Source organism: Luteimonas kalidii (genome assembly GCF_029887935.1).
Classification (GTDB): Bacteria; Pseudomonadota; Gammaproteobacteria; order Xanthomonadales; family Xanthomonadaceae; genus Luteimonas; species Luteimonas kalidii.
In genome coordinates this window covers 67765-85853 of record NZ_JARXRO010000014.1, presented here as the reverse complement: position 1 = coordinate 85853, position 18089 = coordinate 67765, and the positions used below count along the sequence as shown (strand labels likewise).

Sequence of the window (18089 nt, the reverse complement as noted above, 5' to 3'; positions counted from 1 at the left end):
GGCGCGGGTTCCCCGCGCGCGCCGTCGAATGGATCGCGCCGCATCCGTGCAAGGCATGCACGCCGCCGTCAACCCGCCGGTGCTACAAGCCGGGCATGGCGCGCTCCCGCACCGAGACACCCCCCGCCCTGGCCGGCGCAGCGCGCAGCCGCAGGCGCTTCCTGCGCCAGTTCCCAGGCGGTTTCCGCGATCCGGTCTACCTGGACTGGGAGCGCGATTACAAGTGGGACACGCACCAGCGCTGGCAGGAGGCCTTGCCGCGCACCACCTTCCGCCGGCTGCTGCGCGACGATCAGCATGCCGAAGCAGCCGCGCGTGCGGTGCGCGTCGAGCAGCGTGCCCGCCACAGCATGCTGTTCTCGTTCGAGAAGATGGCGCTGCGCGATGCCCTGCGCAGCGAGGCCGGCGTGCGCGAGTTCGCGCAGGGGCTGTACGACTACCTGCACGGCCGCGGGGGGCTCGAGTTGCGGTTCGAACGCTGGGTCGCCGCCATCGACCGGTTGCCGCGGCGGCAGACGCGCGTGCTCACCTGGCCGCTGGTCACCGTGTTCGGATTCATCGCCCAGCCGGACCGGCACATGTTCATGAAGCCCAACACGATCCGCGCCGCCGCACGTGCCTACGGCTACCCACTGCCCTACCGGTCGCGGCCAGACTGGGAGGTCTACCGGAGCCTGCTCGAGTTCTCCGCGATCGTGCGCGAGGACCTGCGCGACCTGCGTCCGCGCGACATGATCGACGTGCAGTCCTTCCTCTGGGTGCAGGGATCGGACGAGTACCGCTGATGCGGCCGCGGGGCAGGTGCATCCACCCCGCCGGGCAGCCCGGACCCCAGGCGTTTCACCTCACCAAAGCCGCGGACGGTGCTATGTCGATTTGCGCCACCGTGGCCCGTCGTCCGGGTGCAGGACCGGCAGACCCCACGCATGTGGTCCGGCCTGCCCCACCCGGCCCGCATTGAGGAACCGATCCATGACTCCGAAGAACTCCGTCTGCCTCTGGTTCGACCATGACGCGCTCGAGGCCGCCACCTTCTACGCCGAAATCTTTCCCGACAGCCGCGTCGACGCGGTACACCACGCCCCGGCCGACTATCCGTCGGGCAAGGCCGGCGATGTGCTGACCGTGCAGTTCACGGTCATGGGCATCCCGTGCATCGGCCTGAACGGGGGCGACACGTTCCGCCACAGCGAGGCGTTCTCGTTCCAGGTGGCCACCGACGACCAGGCCGAGACCGACCGGCTCTGGAACGCGATCGTCGGCAACGGCGGCCAGGAAAGCGCCTGCGGCTGGTGCAAGGACCGCTGGGGGCTGTCGTGGCAGATCACCCCCCGCGTGCTCACCGATGCGATGGCCGGAACCGACAGGGCGGCCGCCAGGCGGGTGTTCGAGGCGATGATGGAGATGCGCAAGATCGACGTCGCCGCGATCGAGGCCGCCCGCCGGGGCTGATCCGTGGATGCGTACGCGCGGCTGGCCCGCCCTGAACGGACCAGCCGTTGAGCGCGCGGGCGGTCGTCATCACTGGCGGAGACGCACAGGTCCATTACGGCTGTGTTGGACCTGTGCGCACGGAGCCGGACGGCACGCCGCCGACGGCCACACCAACCCGCAATCGCTCATCAGGCGCGCAGTTTCCAGCCGGTCCTAAAGATCCACCAGACCGCCGCCAGGCATACCGCCAGGAAGCCGACGATCGCCGCCAGGCTGATGCCGACGTTCACGTCCGAGGTGCCGTAGAAGCTCCAGCGGAAGCCGCTCACCAGGTAGACCACCGGATTGAACAGGGCGATCTTCTGCCACACCGGCGGCAGCATGCTGATCGAGTAGAACGCGCCGCCGAGGAAGGTCAGCGGCGTGACTATCATCAGCGGGATCACCTGCAGCTTCTGGAAGTCGTCCGCCCACAGCCCGATGATGAAGCCGAACAGGCTGAAGGTGACCGCGGTCAGCACGAGGAAGACGACCATCAGCAGCGGATGCGCGATCTCGTAGGGCACGAACAGGCGGGCGGTGACCAGGATCAGCACACCGAGCATCATCGACTTGGTGGCCGCCGCGCCCACGTAGCCCAGCACCACCTCCACGTACGACACCGGCGCGGACAGCAGCTCGTAGATCGTCCCCGCCCACTTGGGCATGTAGATGCCGAACGAGGCGTTGGAGATGCTCTCGTTGAGCAGCGAGAGCATGATCAGGCCCGGGATGATGAAGGCACCGTACGACACCCCGTCGATCTCGCCCATGCGCGAGCCGATCGCGGCGCCGAACACCACGAAGTACAGCGAGGTCGACAGCACCGGCGAGGCGATGGACTGGGTGATGGTGCGGAACGTGCGCGCCATCTCGAAGCGGTAGATGGCGCGGATCGCGTGCCAGTTCATGCGCGTGCCTCCTGGCGGCCGGTGTGCACCAGTTCGACGAAGATCTCCTCCAGCGAACTCTCGCTCGAATGCAGGTCCTTGAACTCGATGCCGAGCTCGCCCAGCCGCCGCAGCAGGCCGGCGATGCCGGTCTCCTCGGTCTGGGAGTCGAAGGTGTAGACCAGCGTTCTTCCCTCGTCGGCGAGTTCGAGCGGCAGCGACGCCAGCGCCTCGGGCACGGCGTCCAGCGGCGCGTGCAGCGTCAGCGACAGCTGCTTGCGTCCCAGCTTGCGCATCAGCACGTGCTTGTCCTCCACCAGCAGCAGGCGGCCCTTGTCAATCACGCCGATGCGGTCTGCCATCTCCTCGGCCTCCTCGATGTAGTGCGTGGTGAGGATGATGGTCACCCCGCTCTCGCGCAGCTGGCGCACGAGCGCCCACATGTCGCGGCGCAGCTCCACGTCCACGCCTGCGGTCGGCTCGTCCAGGAACAGGATGGCCGGCTCGTGCGCCAGCGCCTTGGCGATCAGCACGCGTCGCTTCATGCCGCCGGAGAGGGTCATGATCTTGCTGTCGCGCTTGTCCCACAGCGACAGGTCGCGCAGCACCTTCTCCAGGTGGGCGTCGTCGCGCGGCTTGCCGAACAGGCCGCGGCTGAACCTCACCGTCGCCCAGACCGTCTCGAACGCATCGGTCGACAACTCCTGCGGCACCAGCCCGATCCGGCTGCGCGCGGCGCGGTAGTCGCGCACGATGTCGTGGCCATCGGCCACCACCGTGCCTTCGGTGGGGTTGACGATGCCGCAGACGATGCTGATCAGCGTGGTCTTGCCTGCGCCATTGGGGCCCAGCAGCGCCAGGATCTCGCCCTTGCGGATCTCCAGATCGACCGAATCGAGCGCCTTGAATCCCGAGGCGTAGGTCTTGCCGAGGTTGCGGATGGAAATGATGGAAGACACGCGGGACGACCCCCGGGCTTGCGAATCCAGCGCGGATCGTACCGGAGCGTCGGCGTCAACGTTGTCCCGTAGGCGGGAATGACCGTCCCCGCCTGCGACTTCGATCGGCACGGCTTGGGACTTCACTCCGCCGTGCGGATCGCCGTGCAACCGACGATCAGCGGTTCCGTCGAAGCCGGAGGGCCCGAGCGGGGACCGGGAATCTGCGATACTGGAGCGCGCCCGGCAGGTCGGAATCGCCGTGCTGTCGGCGCTGCCCGGCGCACCATGGACCGTCACCGCAATACCCAAGGAGTTGATCATTGAGTAGGGACGATCGGACGACGAGAATCCGGATCATCGGGGATCATTCGGACTATCACTGCGGCTCCGCGGCGGCTTACCAGTCTATCCTGGCAGCCTGCAGGCTATCCGGCTGTGTGGTGGGGGAAGAGAGTGACTACGATGTTCTCGTCGTCAACGGCGAAGGCTCGATGCATCACGACTCCCCCTCCTGCCGCCGGAAGCTGGCCGAGATCGGGGCTGCAACGGCTCGGGGCAAGCGGGTCCAGCTTGTAAACACGGTGTGGCAGGAGAACTCGGCCGCCGCTGCAGAGGTCCTCAGATCCTGCGAACGCGTCGTGGTTCGCGAGGTGCTTTCGCAACAGGAACTCGAGAGGAGCGGCGTCTGCAGTGAAGTGATGATAGACCAGTCGTTCTTCCTGCCGATTGACGTCGCATCCCCTGTCGTCGATTTTGGCGGTGACATCGTACTGACCGATTTCTTCAGTCGCGACCTGGGGACCTTCGCCAAGGTGACTACGCAATGGACCTGGTCGGTCCCGTACATCCAGATGCATGAGTGGACGTGGTCTTCCCTGGTTCGTTCGCTTCCTTCCGCGAAAGTACTGGTGACGGGCCGTCACCACGCCATGTACGCCGCCTGCAGGGCTCGCGTCCCGTTCCTGGTTCTCAAAGGCAATACCCATAAGATCGAGGGGCTTTTGGCGAGCTCGGGAGTCGAAATTCCGGTGTTCCAGACGTACCCCGAGCTCCGGCAGGCGCTGAGATCGAACGCCTGGAAGCAGTACGATTTTGCCGCCCTCTTCGATTGGATGGAGGCTCAGCAACCTTGGCGTCTCAACACTTGATCGTGGAAGCGACATCACCGCTCGTGCCGGAACTTTGTCGCTTCGTATCGGGGCAGCACTGCACGGTGTTCGGGTCCGCACCAGGTCGCAAACTGCCCGCCGGATACGAAGATTCCGTCATCGTCTGCGCGAATGGAGCGGGATACGGACTCGCTCGTTCTGCAGATCTGACTGTTCTCGGCGCTGGCGTCAGCCGGGCTGGCGACAAGACGAGCCGCCATACCCTGCGCAACATGAATGGTCGCTTCAGTGAGCGGGTCCTTTTCGTGAATCCCGGCAAATGGACCGACTATGCCGAGCGCTTCCGTGATTTCGGTTTCGCGTGGCGTTCGCAGGAGGTCATGACGGCCGAGGCGAGGGCACAGTTCGTGCTCGCATTGACAGGCTACTCGAGTGGAGGACTCGTCGGGCCGGACGCCCATTCGAACGGCGTACTGGCGCTGCTGCTTGCCGCTGCCGCAGGAGCTACACGAATTGATGCGACAGGATTCTCGTTATCGCCTGGCCATTTCTACATTGAAGATGCAGACACTCCACGCAACCATGCAGGACACGACCTGGTGGCGATGCGGTGGCTTGCGACGAATGCACCGGTGCGCTTCATGGACGACGAGCTGCGGAACCACCTCGGGAATCCGGCTGCCACGGCCGGCCCATTGTCCGCCTGACCTGCCGCGGCTGCACGCGGTTTCGGTCAACCGTCGCAGCGCCGCTGCCCTACACGGACACCCTCACAGGACGGTCCGGCCTGCAGCAGGCCTCCCTCAGCCCCGGCCCGCCGCGTCACGGATGGCCGCAGCGCCCATCAGGAACCGCTGCATCCGATCGAGTTCTTCGTCCAGTGCGTTGCGGAAGCCGGCGTCCTTCGGGACGCCTGCGGCGTATCCGAAGGCCGGCGCGAGCTGCCCGTCGCGCATGCCGATATTGGCCCAGCCGACCATGTGGCCCCGCCACAGCATCGGTAGCGCGTAGTAGCCGAACTGTCGCTTCGCTGCCGGGGTATAGGCTTCGAACCGGTAGCGCCAGCCCCACAGCAGTTCGAATCGCCGGCGATCCCAGGCGATCGGATCGAACGGTGCCAGCAGGCGCAGGGTGTGGTCCAACCGGTGGCGGCGCGCGGCGGGATCCTCTCCGTCCGGCCAGAGCCACGTCACGCCGTCGACCCGTGCGGAGGGCAGGCGTTCGCGCGCCATGGCCAGCGCAGCGCGGGTCTGCGTCGCCAGCTGTGGCGCACCGTAGTCGAGCAGCCGTACCAGGTAGACCAGGCTGGATGCCGGCAGCGGTGCGTACTTGCGGACGATCAGTTCCACCAGTGCCTCGGCCCGGCGTTCGCGTCCGGACGGGCTGTCGTCGGAGGGTTCGCGCTGCGCCACGGCATACACGCGGGTCCCGGCATCGCGCCGCCGCACCCGCAGCAGGCCGGCGTAGTGCATCGCTTCGAGCAGGTGGGTGGTGGCGTTGCTCGAGCCGCCCCAGTAGTTGCGCACACGTCCGTGCGCGAAATGGCGGTCGACCTCGCGCGGATGCACCGCGCCACGCGCGCGCACGAACGCCAGCACCGCCTCCGCACGGCGGCGCGTCGCCGCATCCCATGCGCGGCGCGGCTGGCGGGGATGCAGCAGCGCCGCCTGCGCGCGCGGCAGGAACCCGTAGTTGACCAGGCAGTCCTCTTCCAGCGCCATGCGCGGATAACGCCGCTCCAGGTCGCCGGCGACGTAGTCGCGCACGCGGTGGCGCAGGGTGAGGTCCTGCGCGCGTGCCGGCGCGCGGATCGGATCGGCCTGGACGAAGCCGAGTCGCCGGATCGCCCTCGACAGGGTCGCGGGCGGTGGCAGCGTCCGCGCGATGGCGTAGCGCCGCAGGACATCGAGGGTGGGTGTGCGCATCGGGCGCGATTGCAGCACAGGCGGCGTGGGCGCCGCCACTCCGGCGACTCGAGCGGTGGCCTTCGCAATGACACCTTCCTGGATTCCCGTCCGTGACGGACGGCCCGACATCGGGAACCGATGTCGGGCGATCCGATCCACCCATCGAGCGGATTAACCCGTCACAGCGGGCTTGTCCTGCGGGCCGGTTCTCCCTTCCGGTTGCACGATGGCGGGTTGGTCATGCCGGCCGACAGGAAGTTGCCACCGTTCACGACACAGGCGAACTCGCCACCGTCGCTGGCGCGCAGGTTGTCGTAGGTATTGGTGCCCTCCGTCCGGCGGCTGACCACCTCCAGTTCGGCAGGCTCGTAGCCCAGGGCGCCGGCCGCGATCGACTGCAGCCGTTCGTCCGAGAGCGTGTTGGTGCTCTCGGCGATCGATGCGCAGCCACACAGCAGTGTCGCCGCCAGTGCCAGCGCGGCCGTAAGAATACGTGTCTTCATGCGTGCTACCTCCATGTCATCCGCCCGTCGGGGACGACGCATCGCGGCAGGGGCGGCTCAACTCGCCGGATGCGCGCACCGATCCTGGTGCTGCATCGAGTATCCCGGCGCGTCGGGTCCGGTGTCTGTCGGAAAACTCCGATAGCCGGGTGGGTCGACGGCGCGCAGCCGCACGCCGCGTCAGTGGGACAAGTGCCGTAAGGACAAGCCGAGGCGCCGCCGATGCGTCAGATGCATGCGTCGCCGAGTACCACGACCTGCGCGCCGGGCCAAAGATGGCGGGACTAGGCCCGTCCCGACAGACGCTCCCCATTGCCAGAGCGGATATTCGCCCTCCGCTCGTCCGCCAGGTCGCCCCGGTCGCGTTCCGTGCGCCGGCGTACGCGATCGGCGCCGCACGATCCGCGGATCCGCGTGGCACACTTTCCCGGCCCCTGACCACGAGCATCCGGATACCCATGAGAGCTTCCCCGCTGCGTGCCCTCGCACTGGTCCTGTTCACCCTGCTGCTGGCGCCGACATCCATGGCGGCAGCCGCCGCCGAAAGGCAGACTTTCGTCCTGGTCCATGGCGCCACCGCCGGCGGCTGGGAGTGGAAGCGCACCGGACAGTTCCTCAGCGAACAGGGACACACCGTGTACCGCCCTACCCTGACGGGTCTGGGCGAGCGCGAGCACCTCAACAGCACCGAGGTCGATCTCCAGACGCACATCGACGACGTGGTCAACCTGATCCTGTTCGAGGACCTGAACGACGTGGTGCTCACCGGCCACAGTTACGGCGGGATGGTGGTGACCGGGGTGATGGACCGCATTCCAGAACGCCTGCGCCACGTGGTGTTCCTGGATGCCGCGGTTCCCAACGACGGCCAGTCGCTGTGGGACATCTTCGGCAACGACGCACCGCCCGACCCCGAACGCTTCAAGGACGGCTTCATGCAGGTGCCATGGGTGAAGCCGGGCGCCACGCCGCCGTACAACGTCAAGCATTCGGTGAAGTGCTTCAGCCAGCCGGTCTCCTACCGCAACCCGGCGGCGCTCGCGCTGCCGGTCACCTACGTCGCGTTCGTGCCGGCGGACCAGTCCGCCGAAGATCGCGCGAAGACCGACCGCAGCTGGCGCAACGCGGTCGCGCGCGGCTGGACCATCCGCACCTTCCCCGGTGGCCACGTCGCCCAGGAAGAGGATCCGCGCGGCGTGGCCGCGCTGATCGCCGATTCGGTGCAGGACCGGAATACCGCTCCCAACGCCCGCTGATCCTTCCACCCGGCTGCCGGGATGGTCCCGGATCTGCCGGTGCCGCTCGCCATACGTGCCAAGGGGTCCGTGATGTCCAGAAGAGTCGTCGTTCGATCCCTGGGAGCCGTGCTGGCGTGTCTGGCAGGCCTCGCGGCGCTGCCGGTCGCCGCCGCGCCGGACCACGCCAGCGCCATGGTCGTCTTCGACGAGGCCCGCAAGCTGTGCGACGCCGACGACGGCGCGCTGTGGGGGGAATCGCTGTGCGGGCCGATCATGATCGTCGATCCTGCCGACCGCGCCGTGATCGCGAACCAGGCCGACCCCGGCGGGGTCCTGGTGGCGAAGGACGGCGCCTTCGTCGGCACCCTGCCGGCCTCGGCGATCATGGCGAACACGCGCGTGGAGTGGTCGGGCGCGGCGTGGACCCAGCTGCTGTGGCCGGTGCCGTTCGAACCCGCCCTGCTCCGCGTGTTCCTGGTGCACGAGATGTTCCACCGCATCCAGCCCGGGCTCGGACTGGCGCGCGGCGAGGCCGGCAACCGCCATCTCGACACCCTCGACGGCCGCTACCTGCTGCAGCTGGAATGGCGAGCGCTGGCCCGCGCATTGATGGTCGACGAGGCTGACGCGCGCCTCGGGCACGTCACCGATGCGCTCGCGTTCCGCCACGCCCGTCGCAGCCTGTTCGATGGCGCCGGCGCCGACGAGGCGGCGCTCGAAATCAACGAGGGGCTCGCCGAGTACACCGGCGTGCGGCTGGGCCTTGCCCGGGACGAGCAGCGCCGCGCCTTCGCCGTCTACGATCTTGCGCGGTTCCTCGACGCACCCAGTTTCGTGCGCTCGTTCGCCTACGCCAGCGGTCCTGCCTACGGCCTGCTGCTCGACGCCGTCGATCCGGACTGGCGCGGCAGGCTCGGAGCCGATGCGGACCTGGGCGCCCTGCTGGCGGCCGCGCACCGGATCGATCCGGCGCGCCTGCGCGAGATCGGGCCACGGACGCGGCGCTACGACGCCGACGGCGCATTGCGCACGGCGGAGGAGGCACGCGAGCGCACGCGCCGGGAACGCCTGGCGGCATGGCGCGCCACGCTGGTGGACGGTCCGGTGCTGGTGCTGCCGCTTGGGAAATCGAGTTTCCAGTTCAATCCGCAGACGCTCGCCGCCCTCGACGGTGTGGGGACCGTCTACCCCACCCTGCGCCTGTCCGATGCATGGGGCGAGCTGGTCGTGGCAGACGGCGGAGCGGCCCTGGTGCACGCGGACCGCAAGCAGGCGACGGTGGCACTGCCGCCGGGCAGCGACGGACGCGCCGGCGAAGGCTGGACGCTCACGCTCGCCCCGGGGTGGACGGTGGTTCCCGGCGGGCGCGCGGGCGACTCGACCGTGGCCCGCGACGATGCCCCCGCTCCCTCACGGCAACCCTGAACCCGCCATGCGCGCAGACACCGTGCAAGGGCGCTGCCACTGTGGCGACGCCGGCTGGACCCTGACAGGCGATCCCGGGCCGGTTACGGCGTGCAACTGCACGCTCTGCCGACGCTATGGCGCCCTGTGGGCCTACGATTTCGAGCACGAGCGCATTGCGATCCAGGGGACGACACAGGCCTATACCCGGATCGGCAAGCGCGATCCGGCACTGGAGATCCGGTTCTGCCCGACCTGCGGATGCGTCATCTGCTGGCGCGGGCTGCGGCGGGAGGCGGACGGGCGGCGGCGGATGGCGGTGAACGTACGACTCGCCGAACCCGCGGCCGTGGCCCACCTGCCGATCGACCATTTCGACGGCCTCGACAGCTTCGACGACCTGCCCTCCGACGGGCGCTGCGTCCGCGACCTCTGGTTCTGACTCCCGGGAGCGTCGCCCCGGACCGCCGGCGTGCGGCTATTCCGCCCGGGCGCGATCGATGCGGTAATCGATCGGCTTGTAGCTGAAGTTGTTCGACTGGCCTGCCGAGCAGGCAGTCATCGCGACCACCAGCGGCATCTCCGCGCGCAGGCGGATGTGGTCGCCGGCCTTGCTCAGCGGCGGCAGGACGGCCACCGCACCGGATGCGGCATCGAAGGTGACGTTCATGAAGATGTTGAACGCCACCGGGATGCGGTCGCGTCCGATGCCCCAAGGCGCCAGCGCCGATGCCAGGTTGCCCTCGCAGCCTGGGCGCCCTTCCGCCTCGTCGTAGAGCTTCTCGAACATCTCCTTCGAGCAAGGCGTGAGCGTGAAGTCATGCCGGCCGCAGGTGTCCTCGAGGATGGTGAACATCGGGCGGCTGCGGTTGGAGTACAGCGTGTCGCCGGTGCTCAGCCAGAGCCTGGCGGCGTAGTCGATCGAGCGGCCCGAGGACAGGTATTCGGCCAGATCGTCGCGAGAGAATGCGGTCAGATCGCTCACCTGCTGGCCCTGCGGATCGATCACCACCAGCTCGTCGCCGGTCTCGAGTTCGATCGCGCGACCCGAGCAGGGCGGGATGCGTTCCAGCGGTGCGGGGCTCATCGCGGCCTGCGCACGTGGAACGGGCAGCGCCAGTCGGCCTCGACGCGTCGCCCGCTGTACTGGCGCGTTTCCGGCGCGGTGCCGAAATCGGCCAGGTTCGGGTTGATCGATCCCTGCAACGCGATGTCGCGCTGGCGCGTGGCCGCCTGCATCTTCGCGTAGCGCCCGTCCGCACGCAGGCGGTCGAACTGGCGGTGCGAGTTGAAGACCATCGCCGGCGCCTCGAACCGCCGCGCGATCCGGGAGGCCCCCGGGTGCAGGCCGATGACGAAGAACGGATGCCCGGCCAGGCTCAGGCTGAAGCGCGGGTCGTCGGGGTCGCGGCTCACGTCCCTGGCCCAGGGGGTCCCGCGACGTGTGTCGAGATCGTGCAGGCGCTGCAGCTGCGACCACAGTATGGCCTCGAACCGCTGCTCGTCGGCATCGAACGGCCCATCGAACAGGGCCACGAAGGACCGCACCGTGGTGTCGTCCGCGGGCGCCGCGTCGATGCTCCTCGCGAACGCGGTGAGCGCATCCAGGAGCGACGCATCGTTGTGGCGACTGCCCAACCGGTCGAACTCGCACGGCTCGATGGCGTCGCGCGCAAGGGCAGCCTTCGAGCCCACGCATGGGAATGTCGGGTCGTCGATCATCTCGAGGAAACGGGCGGATAGCGTGCCGCGGCCGTCGGCGGACACCTGCTGTCGTAGGGTTTTCATGCAGCGCACCCTAGCCGGATGGTGCGCATGGCCACGTGAGTGCGGGCCGCGCGGCGACGCACGCCGGAGCGACAGGTCAGGGACGATTCACCGGCGTGAACCCGGCGTCTGCAGACGTTGCGAGGTCTGCAGACGCTGCGAGGATGTTCTCCGACGCAGAGAGATTCATGCCCGCTGTCCACGGCGAAACCGCGTCGGGCCGACGGGGCGCCGATCACTGGACCGCCGCGGGGATGTCGCTCAGAACACCGACAGTCCGGTCATCCGCGTGAACCGGTGCAGCGCGTAGCGTCCCAGCAGCGAATTGCCCTTGTCGTCCAGGCCCGGCGACCACACGCACACGCCCATGACATGCGGGACCACCGCGACGATGCCGCCACCCACTCCGCTCTTGGCGGGCAGCCCCACGTAGTACGCGAAGTCGCCCGCGGCGTCGTAGGTCCCCGCGGTCATCATCACCGAGTTGATGCGCGTTGCGCCTTCGGCGCTGGTCACCTGGACGTCGGACGTGGCGCAATGGCCGGCATCGGCCAGGTACTGCACGCTGCGCGCCAGGTCCACGCAGTCCATGCGCAGCGAGCACTGCAGGTAGTAGAAGCCCAGCACCGCATCCACGTCGTTGTCGAGGTTGCCGTAGCTGCGGATGAAATTGGCCATGGCCACATTGCGATGGCCGCTCTCGCGCTCGGATTTCGCCACCACCTCGTCGGTGCCCACCTCGGGGTTGCCCGACCGCGCGCGCATGAACTCGAGCAGCGTCGCTTCGGCATCCGCGTAGCTGGAGAGCACCACGTCCGCCGTCACCAACGCGCCGGCATTCATGAACGGGTTGCGCGGGATGCCCTTCTCGTACTCCAGCTGGACCAGCGAGTTGAACGGGTCGCCGGAGGGCTCGCGGTCGACCCGCTTCCACAGTTCGTCGCCCACGGCCGACATCGCCAGGGTGAGCGTGAACACCTTCGATACGCTCTGGATCGAGAACGGATCCCGTGCGTTGCCGACCGCGTGGATCCTGCCGTCCGGCAGCGCCAGCGCCATCCCGAAGCGGTCCTCCGGCACGTCGGCCAGCGACGGGATGTAGTCGGGCAGCTTGCCCTCTCCGAAGCGCTGGCGGACTTCCTCGTTGATGGTGCCGAGGATGTCGTCGAGGTCATGGCGGTTGAGGTCGTGCGGATTCTGCGGAGGCTTGCGCATTCGGGTCCGGTCGGCGTGATGGCGGGCCACTGTATGCGGTCGCCGCGTAACGCCGCGTCACACCCCGCAAGCCCCTAGCCGTAGCGCTGCCGATGCCGCTCCAGCGTGCGCGATACCTTCCCCAGCGCCGCCTCCACTTCCCTCGCGAAGCCACCTTCGGGCAGCACACGCACCGCCGAATGCGCTGCGCAGACGATTCGCGTATCCGCCCAGCGCACCGCGAGTGCGCGCGCCCACGCCGCGTATGCCGCGGCAGCACCGGCCTGCGGCCTGAGCGCGCGCGACAGCATCGGGTGCATGCGCAGGCCCGACACCGGCAGCAGGTGCCGCAGGGCGCCCGGCCCCGCCAGCACGTTGAGCGTGTCGTCGACGTGGACGATGCGGCTGGCCCGTTCGCGCACCAGCACCGAAGCCACGTGCACGCGTTCGTCCGGGCAGACGAAGTCCACGCCATCGGGTACCGAGAGGTCGAACACGTCCGCGAGCGGATGCCCTTCGCTCCAGGTTTCCACCGCCGGGCCCGACCACGGCAGCGCGGGAGCACGCTCCCGGTGGCGCGCGGTGCCGTACAGCGTCGCCTGCGGGAACAGTCGCTGGGTGGCTTCGACATGCAGGGTATGGAAAGGATGTACATGCACCACCGCCGCGACCTGCGCGCCATTGCCGGTGAGTGACATCAGTTCCGCGTGCTGCACGGCATCGAGTGCGCACCCGTCGACGACCACGAAGCGGCCATCGCCGCGCCGGACCAGGGACATCTGGGTGCCGACATCGAGCACGCCGGCAATGCGATGCTTGCCGCGGAAGTTCCAGACACGGTCGGAGAGCTTCGCCATCGCCACAGCATAGAGGGACGCCGTGAAGGGTCGGCGAGCGTCCGAGGGCGTGCCGTCCGCAGAGCGCGCGTAACGGATGCGGTGCCGCGCAGGCCCCGTTGGACGACGCCCGGGCCGAAGCCAGGCGCCCCCACGCCGGTAGCGCCCGCTACGCCGCCAGCGATCTCCACGTCGCGTCGGGAACCGGTTCGAGGCGCTCGAGTGCGGGCCGTCCGAACAGGTAGCCCTGGAACAGGTCGATCCCCAGCTCGCGCAGGGTGTGGTACTCCGCCGCCGTTTCCACGCCCTCGGCCAGCAGGGTCGATCCCACGCCGCGGCCGATCTGGACCACGCCGGCGACGATGCTCCGGCGCACGGGATCGGCATCGATCCCGCGCAGCAGGCCCATGTCCAGCTTGATCAGGTCCGGCTGGAACGCCGCCAGGCTCGACAGCCCCGCATAGCCCGCTCCGAAATCGTCCATCGCGGTCTGGAAACCGCGGTTGCGGTAGTCGCGGAAGATGCGCGACACGTGCGCCTGGTTGCTCACCTGCTCCGACTCGGCGGCTTCGAACACCAGGTTCGAGGTCGGGAATCCGGTCATCTGCGCCGCCTGCAGCGTCAGCCGGATGCACGTCTCGGGCTGGTACACCGCGTTCGGGAAGAAGTTGATGAACAGCCGCTGCCGAAGCCCCAGCTCCGCCGCGGTGACGATCGCCTTCACCCGGCAGGTCTGGTCGAACCGGTACAGGAGTTCCGGCTCCACCCGGGCCAGCACCTCGGACGCGCCACCGCCGTCGGCGGTGCGCACCAGCGCCTCGTAGCCGTAGATGGAATGGTCACGCGCATCCACGATCGGCTGGAACGCCATCCGCACTTCGAAATCCAGCCGCTGATCGCCCTCGCATCCCGCGCAGGCGCGCGGCGTGGGGGTCTGCCCGAAGAAGCGGTGCAGGAACATGCGAACTCCTCGTGGCAGGCCTTGCCATCATCTTAGCGCCGCGTCCGGACGCCGGCAGTGCATCAGGCCACTGCAGCCTGTCGATGGAATGTGGACGGCGCCTCACCCGACGCCGGTCAATGGCGCATGCAAGACGCGTTCCCCGACCTGACGCTGGACACCATCCCCTCAGTCGGTGTCCGGCGACGCCATCATCGCCGTGTAGCGGCGCTGCATCTCCGCCGGCGTGATGTCCTCGATGCTGTGGCCGATGTTCCAGCGATGTCCGAACGGATCGCGGATCACGCCGGAGCGCTCGCCGTAGAACGCGTCGGCCGGCGCCATGAGCACGGTCGCACCGGCCTCGACCGCCCGGGCAATGACGGCATCGGCATCGTCCACGTGCAGGTGCATGGTGGTGCTGTAGCCGGCGCCGGCATCGGGCCGGCGGATGTCGAGTTCCGGAAACTCGTCGCACAGCATCAGCGTGGTGCCGTCGATGTCCACTTCCGCATGGCCGATCCGGCCACCGGGTTCGACCAGGCGGAACAGCTCGGTCGCCCCGAAGACCTGGCGGTAGAACTCGATGGCGCGTGCCGTATCGGCCACGCAAAGGTAGGGGTACAGCGCCTGCTCGCTCATGCCGGTCTCCATCGAATGGTGGTGGTGCACAGCCTGACTCGACGGCGGGCAGCCGGTCTTGAACGGAACTGACCGTCCAGGCTGCGGCCCGCGGTCATCGCGCGGACTCGTACTGTCGCCGCCATGCCTGCGGGCTGGTGCCCGCGAACGCCCGGAACTCGCGGCTGCAATGGGCCTGGTCGCTGTATCCCGCGGCCAGCGCCATTTCGGCAAGCGGCCTGCCGGATCCGGCCCGCAACGCCTGCAGCAGGGCGCGGAAGCGGCGCAGGCGCGCATAGCGTTTCGGCGACAGGCCGGTGGCCTCACGGAAGCGCGCGATGAAGTGGCGCTCACTGATGCCGGCCACATCGGGCAGGCGGCCGGCAGCTGGCGCGGCATGCATCGACGCCAGCGCCCCGGCGACCGCGGGATGCATGTCCCGTGGGCGAAGGCGGGCCAGCAGCGCGGATTCCAGCGCGGCGAGCCGGGCCCGCGGATCCCGCGTGTCGTGGAGCGCATCGTGCAGCCGCGGGCCGTCGGCGCCCCACGCGGCCTCCAGTTCCACATGAGAGTCCGCGAACTCGGTCGCGGACACGCCGAACAGGGCGCCGGCCGCGCCCGGACGCAGCTGCACCCCGACGCTCTGCGTGGCGGCGTCCGCATCCTTCCAGTACGGCTCCATCCGCAGGCCGGCGACCAGCGCGACACCGGTGCACTGCGTGGACGCCGACACCGGGCCGTCGTAGACCCGCACCGGTCCACCCTGGAGCCTGATCGCGATGTGCATCTCCCCGGACGGCAGCGCGCATTCGCGGCCCGAAGCAGCCGGCCGCGCGCCGGCCCACAAGATGGACACGTAGGGACGCAGGCGCGGGCACGGCGGCAGGACCAGGCTCATGCGCGGACCTTACCGCCGAATGCTGGCACGTGCAGGTGCCCGGTCAGGGTTCGTGGCGGCCGCCGGACGTGCGGTTGCGCGGATAGCGCCGCGACAGCGGGAATTCCGGCAGCCAGGACTCCCGGTGCTGCGTCCACAGCTCGTAGGTCGGCGCCAGCCGGTCGATGTCGTCCAGAGCGCCCAGATGCAGTTCCACCTCGTCGCCGGTGCGCGAGAACACGGACGAGCCGCAGCGCGGGCAGAAGTGACGGTTGGCGTAGTGCTGGGTTTCGCCCGTGATCTCGACGGCATCCACCGGGAACATCGCCGTGACCAGGAACAGGGCACCGTGGTGCTTGCGACAGTCCAGGCAATGACACACGCCCACGCGGTATGGCTCACCCTTGGCGATGATGCGGACGTCGCCGCACAGGCATCCGCCTTCGAAACGTTCCATCGGCGCTTTCCCCGGACTGATGCGGCCAGCATGCCCGCCCGCTTGTGATCCGCGTGTGGGATCCGCTGTCACCTTCCAGTGCTTCCGCGCACCGCAGGCGCCCGGATGCGGGTCTGACGTACTGCTGAACCGCCTAGGGTCGGCCCGAGGCATCGATGCACTTGCCGCCCCCGGATAATCGGCCCCGAGCTTGTCGCTGCAGGAGCGTGTCGTGATCGATCCCGTCCAGAGTCCCCAGTCGCCGGTCCAGTTGCCGACCGAAGTCCCGCAGACGCCCGATCCGGAGCAGGCGGCCCAGGACCTGCTCGAAGTCGGCTCGCAGTGGGGCACGGACGACTACGACGCCCGCGTGCGCGCCTTCGGCGAGGCGATCCAGGAGGGCGATGCGGACTATCGGCAGGCCCTGGTCGCCGAGATCCTGCGCCAGGATCCCAACGCGTTCAACTCCTGGATGTCGCCCACCCGCATCAATGCGCAGGTGGACGCCGGACAGGTGTCGCAGTCGGCCCGCGGCGACATGGCGGAGGCGATCGCGGCCGCCTACAACGCCGGCCAGATCCCGTCGCAGGACATCGTCGGCCCCGACGGCGAGGTCATCGGCACGTCCAGCGCGCTGGATACCTATCTGCACAATCCCGATTCCACCAGCACCGACGGCGTCGACCAGCAGGTGGAGCACGCCCGCAACATGCGCGAGTTCGCCGAGTTCTTCGGCGGACCGCACTACAGCTCCGACATTTCCAGTTTCCGCGAGACCTACAGCCAGCACCTGATCACCGACTACGCCCTCAACGACCAGCTCGAGGACGGCGCCCTGCGCGACAACGCCGCCGGCCTTGCGGCGATCGTGCTGACCGGCGATCCCACCCGCGGCGACATCGCCGCCGACGTGCTGGCGGGCCTCGACCAGGGCCAGCTGCAGTCGCTGATGGAGCGCGTCGCGCGCGCCGGCGATTCGATCTCGCCGAACCATCTCGAAGGCCTGGTCGAACACAGCACCGTCGCCTACCGGGACGGCCTCACCGCCGCGGACATCTCCATCCCCGACCTGTTCTCCTCGCTCGTGGCGCAGGTCTCGCGCGTCGACACGGCGGAATCGCGCGAGGCGGCGGCGATGCTGGCGCGCGTGCCGGCGTCGAGCGGCGACATCTTCAGCGATCGCCACACCGGCAACGTGCAGGAGCGGGTGGACGCCATGGGCCTGCTGTTCGTCTCGCATTCCGAGCCGATGCTCGAGAGCCTGACCGACTTCGACACCACCCGTATCGGCAGCAAGGACGATGCCGACGTGAAGCAGTACATGCAGGATGCGTCCGACCTGGGCGCCCTGTTCAACGTCGTGCTGTTCGACGGCGACCAGACCTACCAGGGCAGTGCCCGCGCGGCCGTGCTCGAATACGCGGAAGGCCTGAAGTCGCAGATCAACACCGCCGAGGGCGACGCGGACGCCATGGGCCGGCTGTCGATGCTGATGGGCGGCGCCGACGATGCGATCACCCAGGGCTTCAACGAACTCAAGGCGCGCGAGGACGCGCAGACCGAGATGGTGTCGTTCATCGCCGACCTGGCGCTCGCCGGGATCCCGGTGGGCGACAAGGCCAAGGACGCCGTGTCGGGCATGATCGGCGAACTCTTCAGCAGTCCGCAGGTGACCGAGGCGCTGAAGGGTGTGAGCGGCAGCATCATCGACTCCACCACCGGCTATCTCACCGACGAGGCCAAGCAGGCCCTGACCGGTGCGCTGGGCGAGGACGAGACCGAACTGCTGGACCAGCAGGGCGCGTCCAACGCGCTGCGTGAGGCCCTGCTGACGGGCATCTCCAACGAACGCGATCTTGCGGCGATCGAGAACTACGCCGAGGACGTGAGCCAGGGCATCAACCTCTGGCGCAAGTGAGCTGACAGGTAAGCCTGAAACGCCCAGGCAAGCCT

20 protein-coding genes are annotated in these 18089 nt (G+C 68.6%); 8 read left to right on the top strand and 12 right to left on the bottom strand.

Annotation, left to right across the window (positions count from 1 at the left end; all coding sequences use genetic code 11):
- Nucleotides 1-95 precede the first annotated feature (95 nt).
- Together QFW81_RS05945 and QFW81_RS05940 are read left to right on the top strand one after the other, a co-directional pair.
- Nucleotides 96-785, top strand: a complete 690-nt coding sequence (locus QFW81_RS05945; RefSeq protein WP_280577734.1) for a hypothetical protein — start codon at nucleotides 96-98, stop codon at nucleotides 783-785.
- Nucleotides 786-972: 187 nt separating this feature from the next.
- Nucleotides 973-1452, top strand: a complete 480-nt coding sequence (locus tag QFW81_RS05940) for a VOC family protein (RefSeq protein WP_280577732.1) — start codon at nucleotides 973-975, stop codon at nucleotides 1450-1452.
- A 170-nt stretch (nucleotides 1453-1622) separates the two neighbouring features.
- On the opposite strand, the gene QFW81_RS05935 is transcribed toward QFW81_RS05940, so the two are convergent.
- Both QFW81_RS05935 and QFW81_RS05930 read right to left on the bottom strand, forming a co-directional pair.
- A complete protein-coding gene (locus QFW81_RS05935) occupies nucleotides 1623-2384 on the bottom strand; it encodes an ABC transporter permease (RefSeq protein ID WP_280577731.1) in 762 nt (253 codons plus the stop codon).
- Nucleotides 2381-3322, bottom strand: a complete 942-nt coding sequence (locus tag QFW81_RS05930; protein ID WP_280577730.1) for an ABC transporter ATP-binding protein — start codon at nucleotides 3320-3322, stop codon at nucleotides 2381-2383. Before QFW81_RS05930 ends, QFW81_RS05935 begins: the two co-directional genes overlap by 4 nt.
- Before the next feature lie 302 nt (nucleotides 3323-3624).
- Here QFW81_RS05930 and QFW81_RS05925 point away from each other — a divergent pair, with 302 nt between their 5' ends.
- A complete protein-coding gene (locus QFW81_RS05925) occupies nucleotides 3625-4452 on the top strand; it encodes a polysaccharide pyruvyl transferase family protein (RefSeq protein WP_280577729.1) in 828 nt (275 codons plus the stop codon).
- Entirely contained in the window at nucleotides 4434-5120 is a 687-nt protein-coding gene (locus QFW81_RS05920; protein WP_280577728.1) for a hypothetical protein, read from the top strand. Before QFW81_RS05925 ends, QFW81_RS05920 begins: the two co-directional genes overlap by 19 nt.
- Before the next feature lie 96 nt (nucleotides 5121-5216).
- Here QFW81_RS05920 and QFW81_RS05915 read toward each other — a convergent pair whose 3' ends face one another.
- Together QFW81_RS05915 and QFW81_RS05910 are read right to left on the bottom strand one after the other, a co-directional pair.
- Complete coding sequence (locus QFW81_RS05915) at nucleotides 5217-6338, bottom strand: DNA glycosylase AlkZ-like family protein (RefSeq protein ID WP_280577727.1); 1122 nt, start codon at nucleotides 6336-6338, stop codon at nucleotides 5217-5219.
- 161 nt (nucleotides 6339-6499) lie between these two features.
- On the bottom strand, nucleotides 6500-6823 hold the full coding sequence (locus tag QFW81_RS05910) for a hypothetical protein (protein WP_280577726.1): 324 nt from the start codon (nucleotides 6821-6823) through the stop codon (nucleotides 6500-6502).
- 458 nt (nucleotides 6824-7281) lie between these two features.
- Between QFW81_RS05910 and QFW81_RS05905 the strand changes: the two genes are divergently transcribed.
- The 3 genes from QFW81_RS05905 to QFW81_RS05895 all read left to right on the top strand — a co-directional run bounded on the left by QFW81_RS05905 (nucleotide 7282) and on the right by QFW81_RS05895 (nucleotide 9907).
- On the top strand, nucleotides 7282-8079 hold the full coding sequence (locus QFW81_RS05905) for an alpha/beta fold hydrolase (RefSeq protein ID WP_280577725.1): 798 nt from the start codon (nucleotides 7282-7284) through the stop codon (nucleotides 8077-8079).
- A gap of 108 nt (nucleotides 8080-8187) precedes the next feature.
- Complete coding sequence (locus tag QFW81_RS05900; protein ID WP_280577724.1) at nucleotides 8188-9486, top strand: hypothetical protein; 1299 nt, start codon at nucleotides 8188-8190, stop codon at nucleotides 9484-9486.
- Between the two features lie 7 nt (nucleotides 9487-9493).
- Entirely contained in the window at nucleotides 9494-9907 is a 414-nt protein-coding gene (locus QFW81_RS05895) for a GFA family protein (protein ID WP_280577723.1), read from the top strand.
- 36 nt (nucleotides 9908-9943) lie between these two features.
- On the opposite strand, the gene QFW81_RS05890 is transcribed toward QFW81_RS05895, so the two are convergent.
- The 8 genes from QFW81_RS05890 to QFW81_RS05855 all read right to left on the bottom strand — a co-directional run bounded on the left by QFW81_RS05890 (nucleotide 9944) and on the right by QFW81_RS05855 (nucleotide 16157).
- Nucleotides 9944-10552, bottom strand: a complete 609-nt coding sequence (locus QFW81_RS05890) for an urea carboxylase-associated family protein (protein WP_280577721.1) — start codon at nucleotides 10550-10552, stop codon at nucleotides 9944-9946.
- Nucleotides 10549-11253 (bottom strand): guanitoxin biosynthesis heme-dependent pre-guanitoxin N-hydroxylase GntA, encoded by a 705-nt coding sequence (gene gntA, locus QFW81_RS05885; RefSeq protein ID WP_280577720.1) that lies wholly within the window; start codon nucleotides 11251-11253, stop codon nucleotides 10549-10551. Before gntA ends, QFW81_RS05890 begins: the two co-directional genes overlap by 4 nt.
- Before the next feature lie 240 nt (nucleotides 11254-11493).
- Nucleotides 11494-12447, bottom strand: coding sequence for a glutaminase (locus QFW81_RS05880; RefSeq protein WP_280577719.1), 954 nt, complete (start codon nucleotides 12445-12447; stop codon nucleotides 11494-11496).
- Between the two features lie 74 nt (nucleotides 12448-12521).
- Entirely contained in the window at nucleotides 12522-13283 is a 762-nt protein-coding gene (locus QFW81_RS05875) for a hypothetical protein (protein ID WP_280577718.1), read from the bottom strand.
- Nucleotides 13284-13431: 148 nt separating this feature from the next.
- A complete protein-coding gene (locus QFW81_RS05870; protein ID WP_280577717.1) occupies nucleotides 13432-14223 on the bottom strand; it encodes an EAL domain-containing protein in 792 nt (263 codons plus the stop codon).
- Between the two features lie 168 nt (nucleotides 14224-14391).
- A complete protein-coding gene (locus QFW81_RS05865) occupies nucleotides 14392-14844 on the bottom strand; it encodes a VOC family protein (RefSeq protein ID WP_280577716.1) in 453 nt (150 codons plus the stop codon).
- 94 nt (nucleotides 14845-14938) lie between these two features.
- Nucleotides 14939-15721 (bottom strand): helix-turn-helix domain-containing protein, encoded by a 783-nt coding sequence (locus tag QFW81_RS05860; protein ID WP_280577715.1) that lies wholly within the window; start codon nucleotides 15719-15721, stop codon nucleotides 14939-14941.
- Between the two features lie 43 nt (nucleotides 15722-15764).
- A complete protein-coding gene (locus tag QFW81_RS05855; RefSeq protein WP_280577714.1) occupies nucleotides 15765-16157 on the bottom strand; it encodes a GFA family protein in 393 nt (130 codons plus the stop codon).
- Between the two features lie 211 nt (nucleotides 16158-16368).
- Between QFW81_RS05855 and QFW81_RS05850 the strand changes: the two genes are divergently transcribed.
- Nucleotides 16369-18054, top strand: a complete 1686-nt coding sequence (locus QFW81_RS05850) for a hypothetical protein (RefSeq protein WP_280577713.1) — start codon at nucleotides 16369-16371, stop codon at nucleotides 18052-18054.
- The last annotated feature ends 35 nt before the right edge of the window (nucleotides 18055-18089 follow it).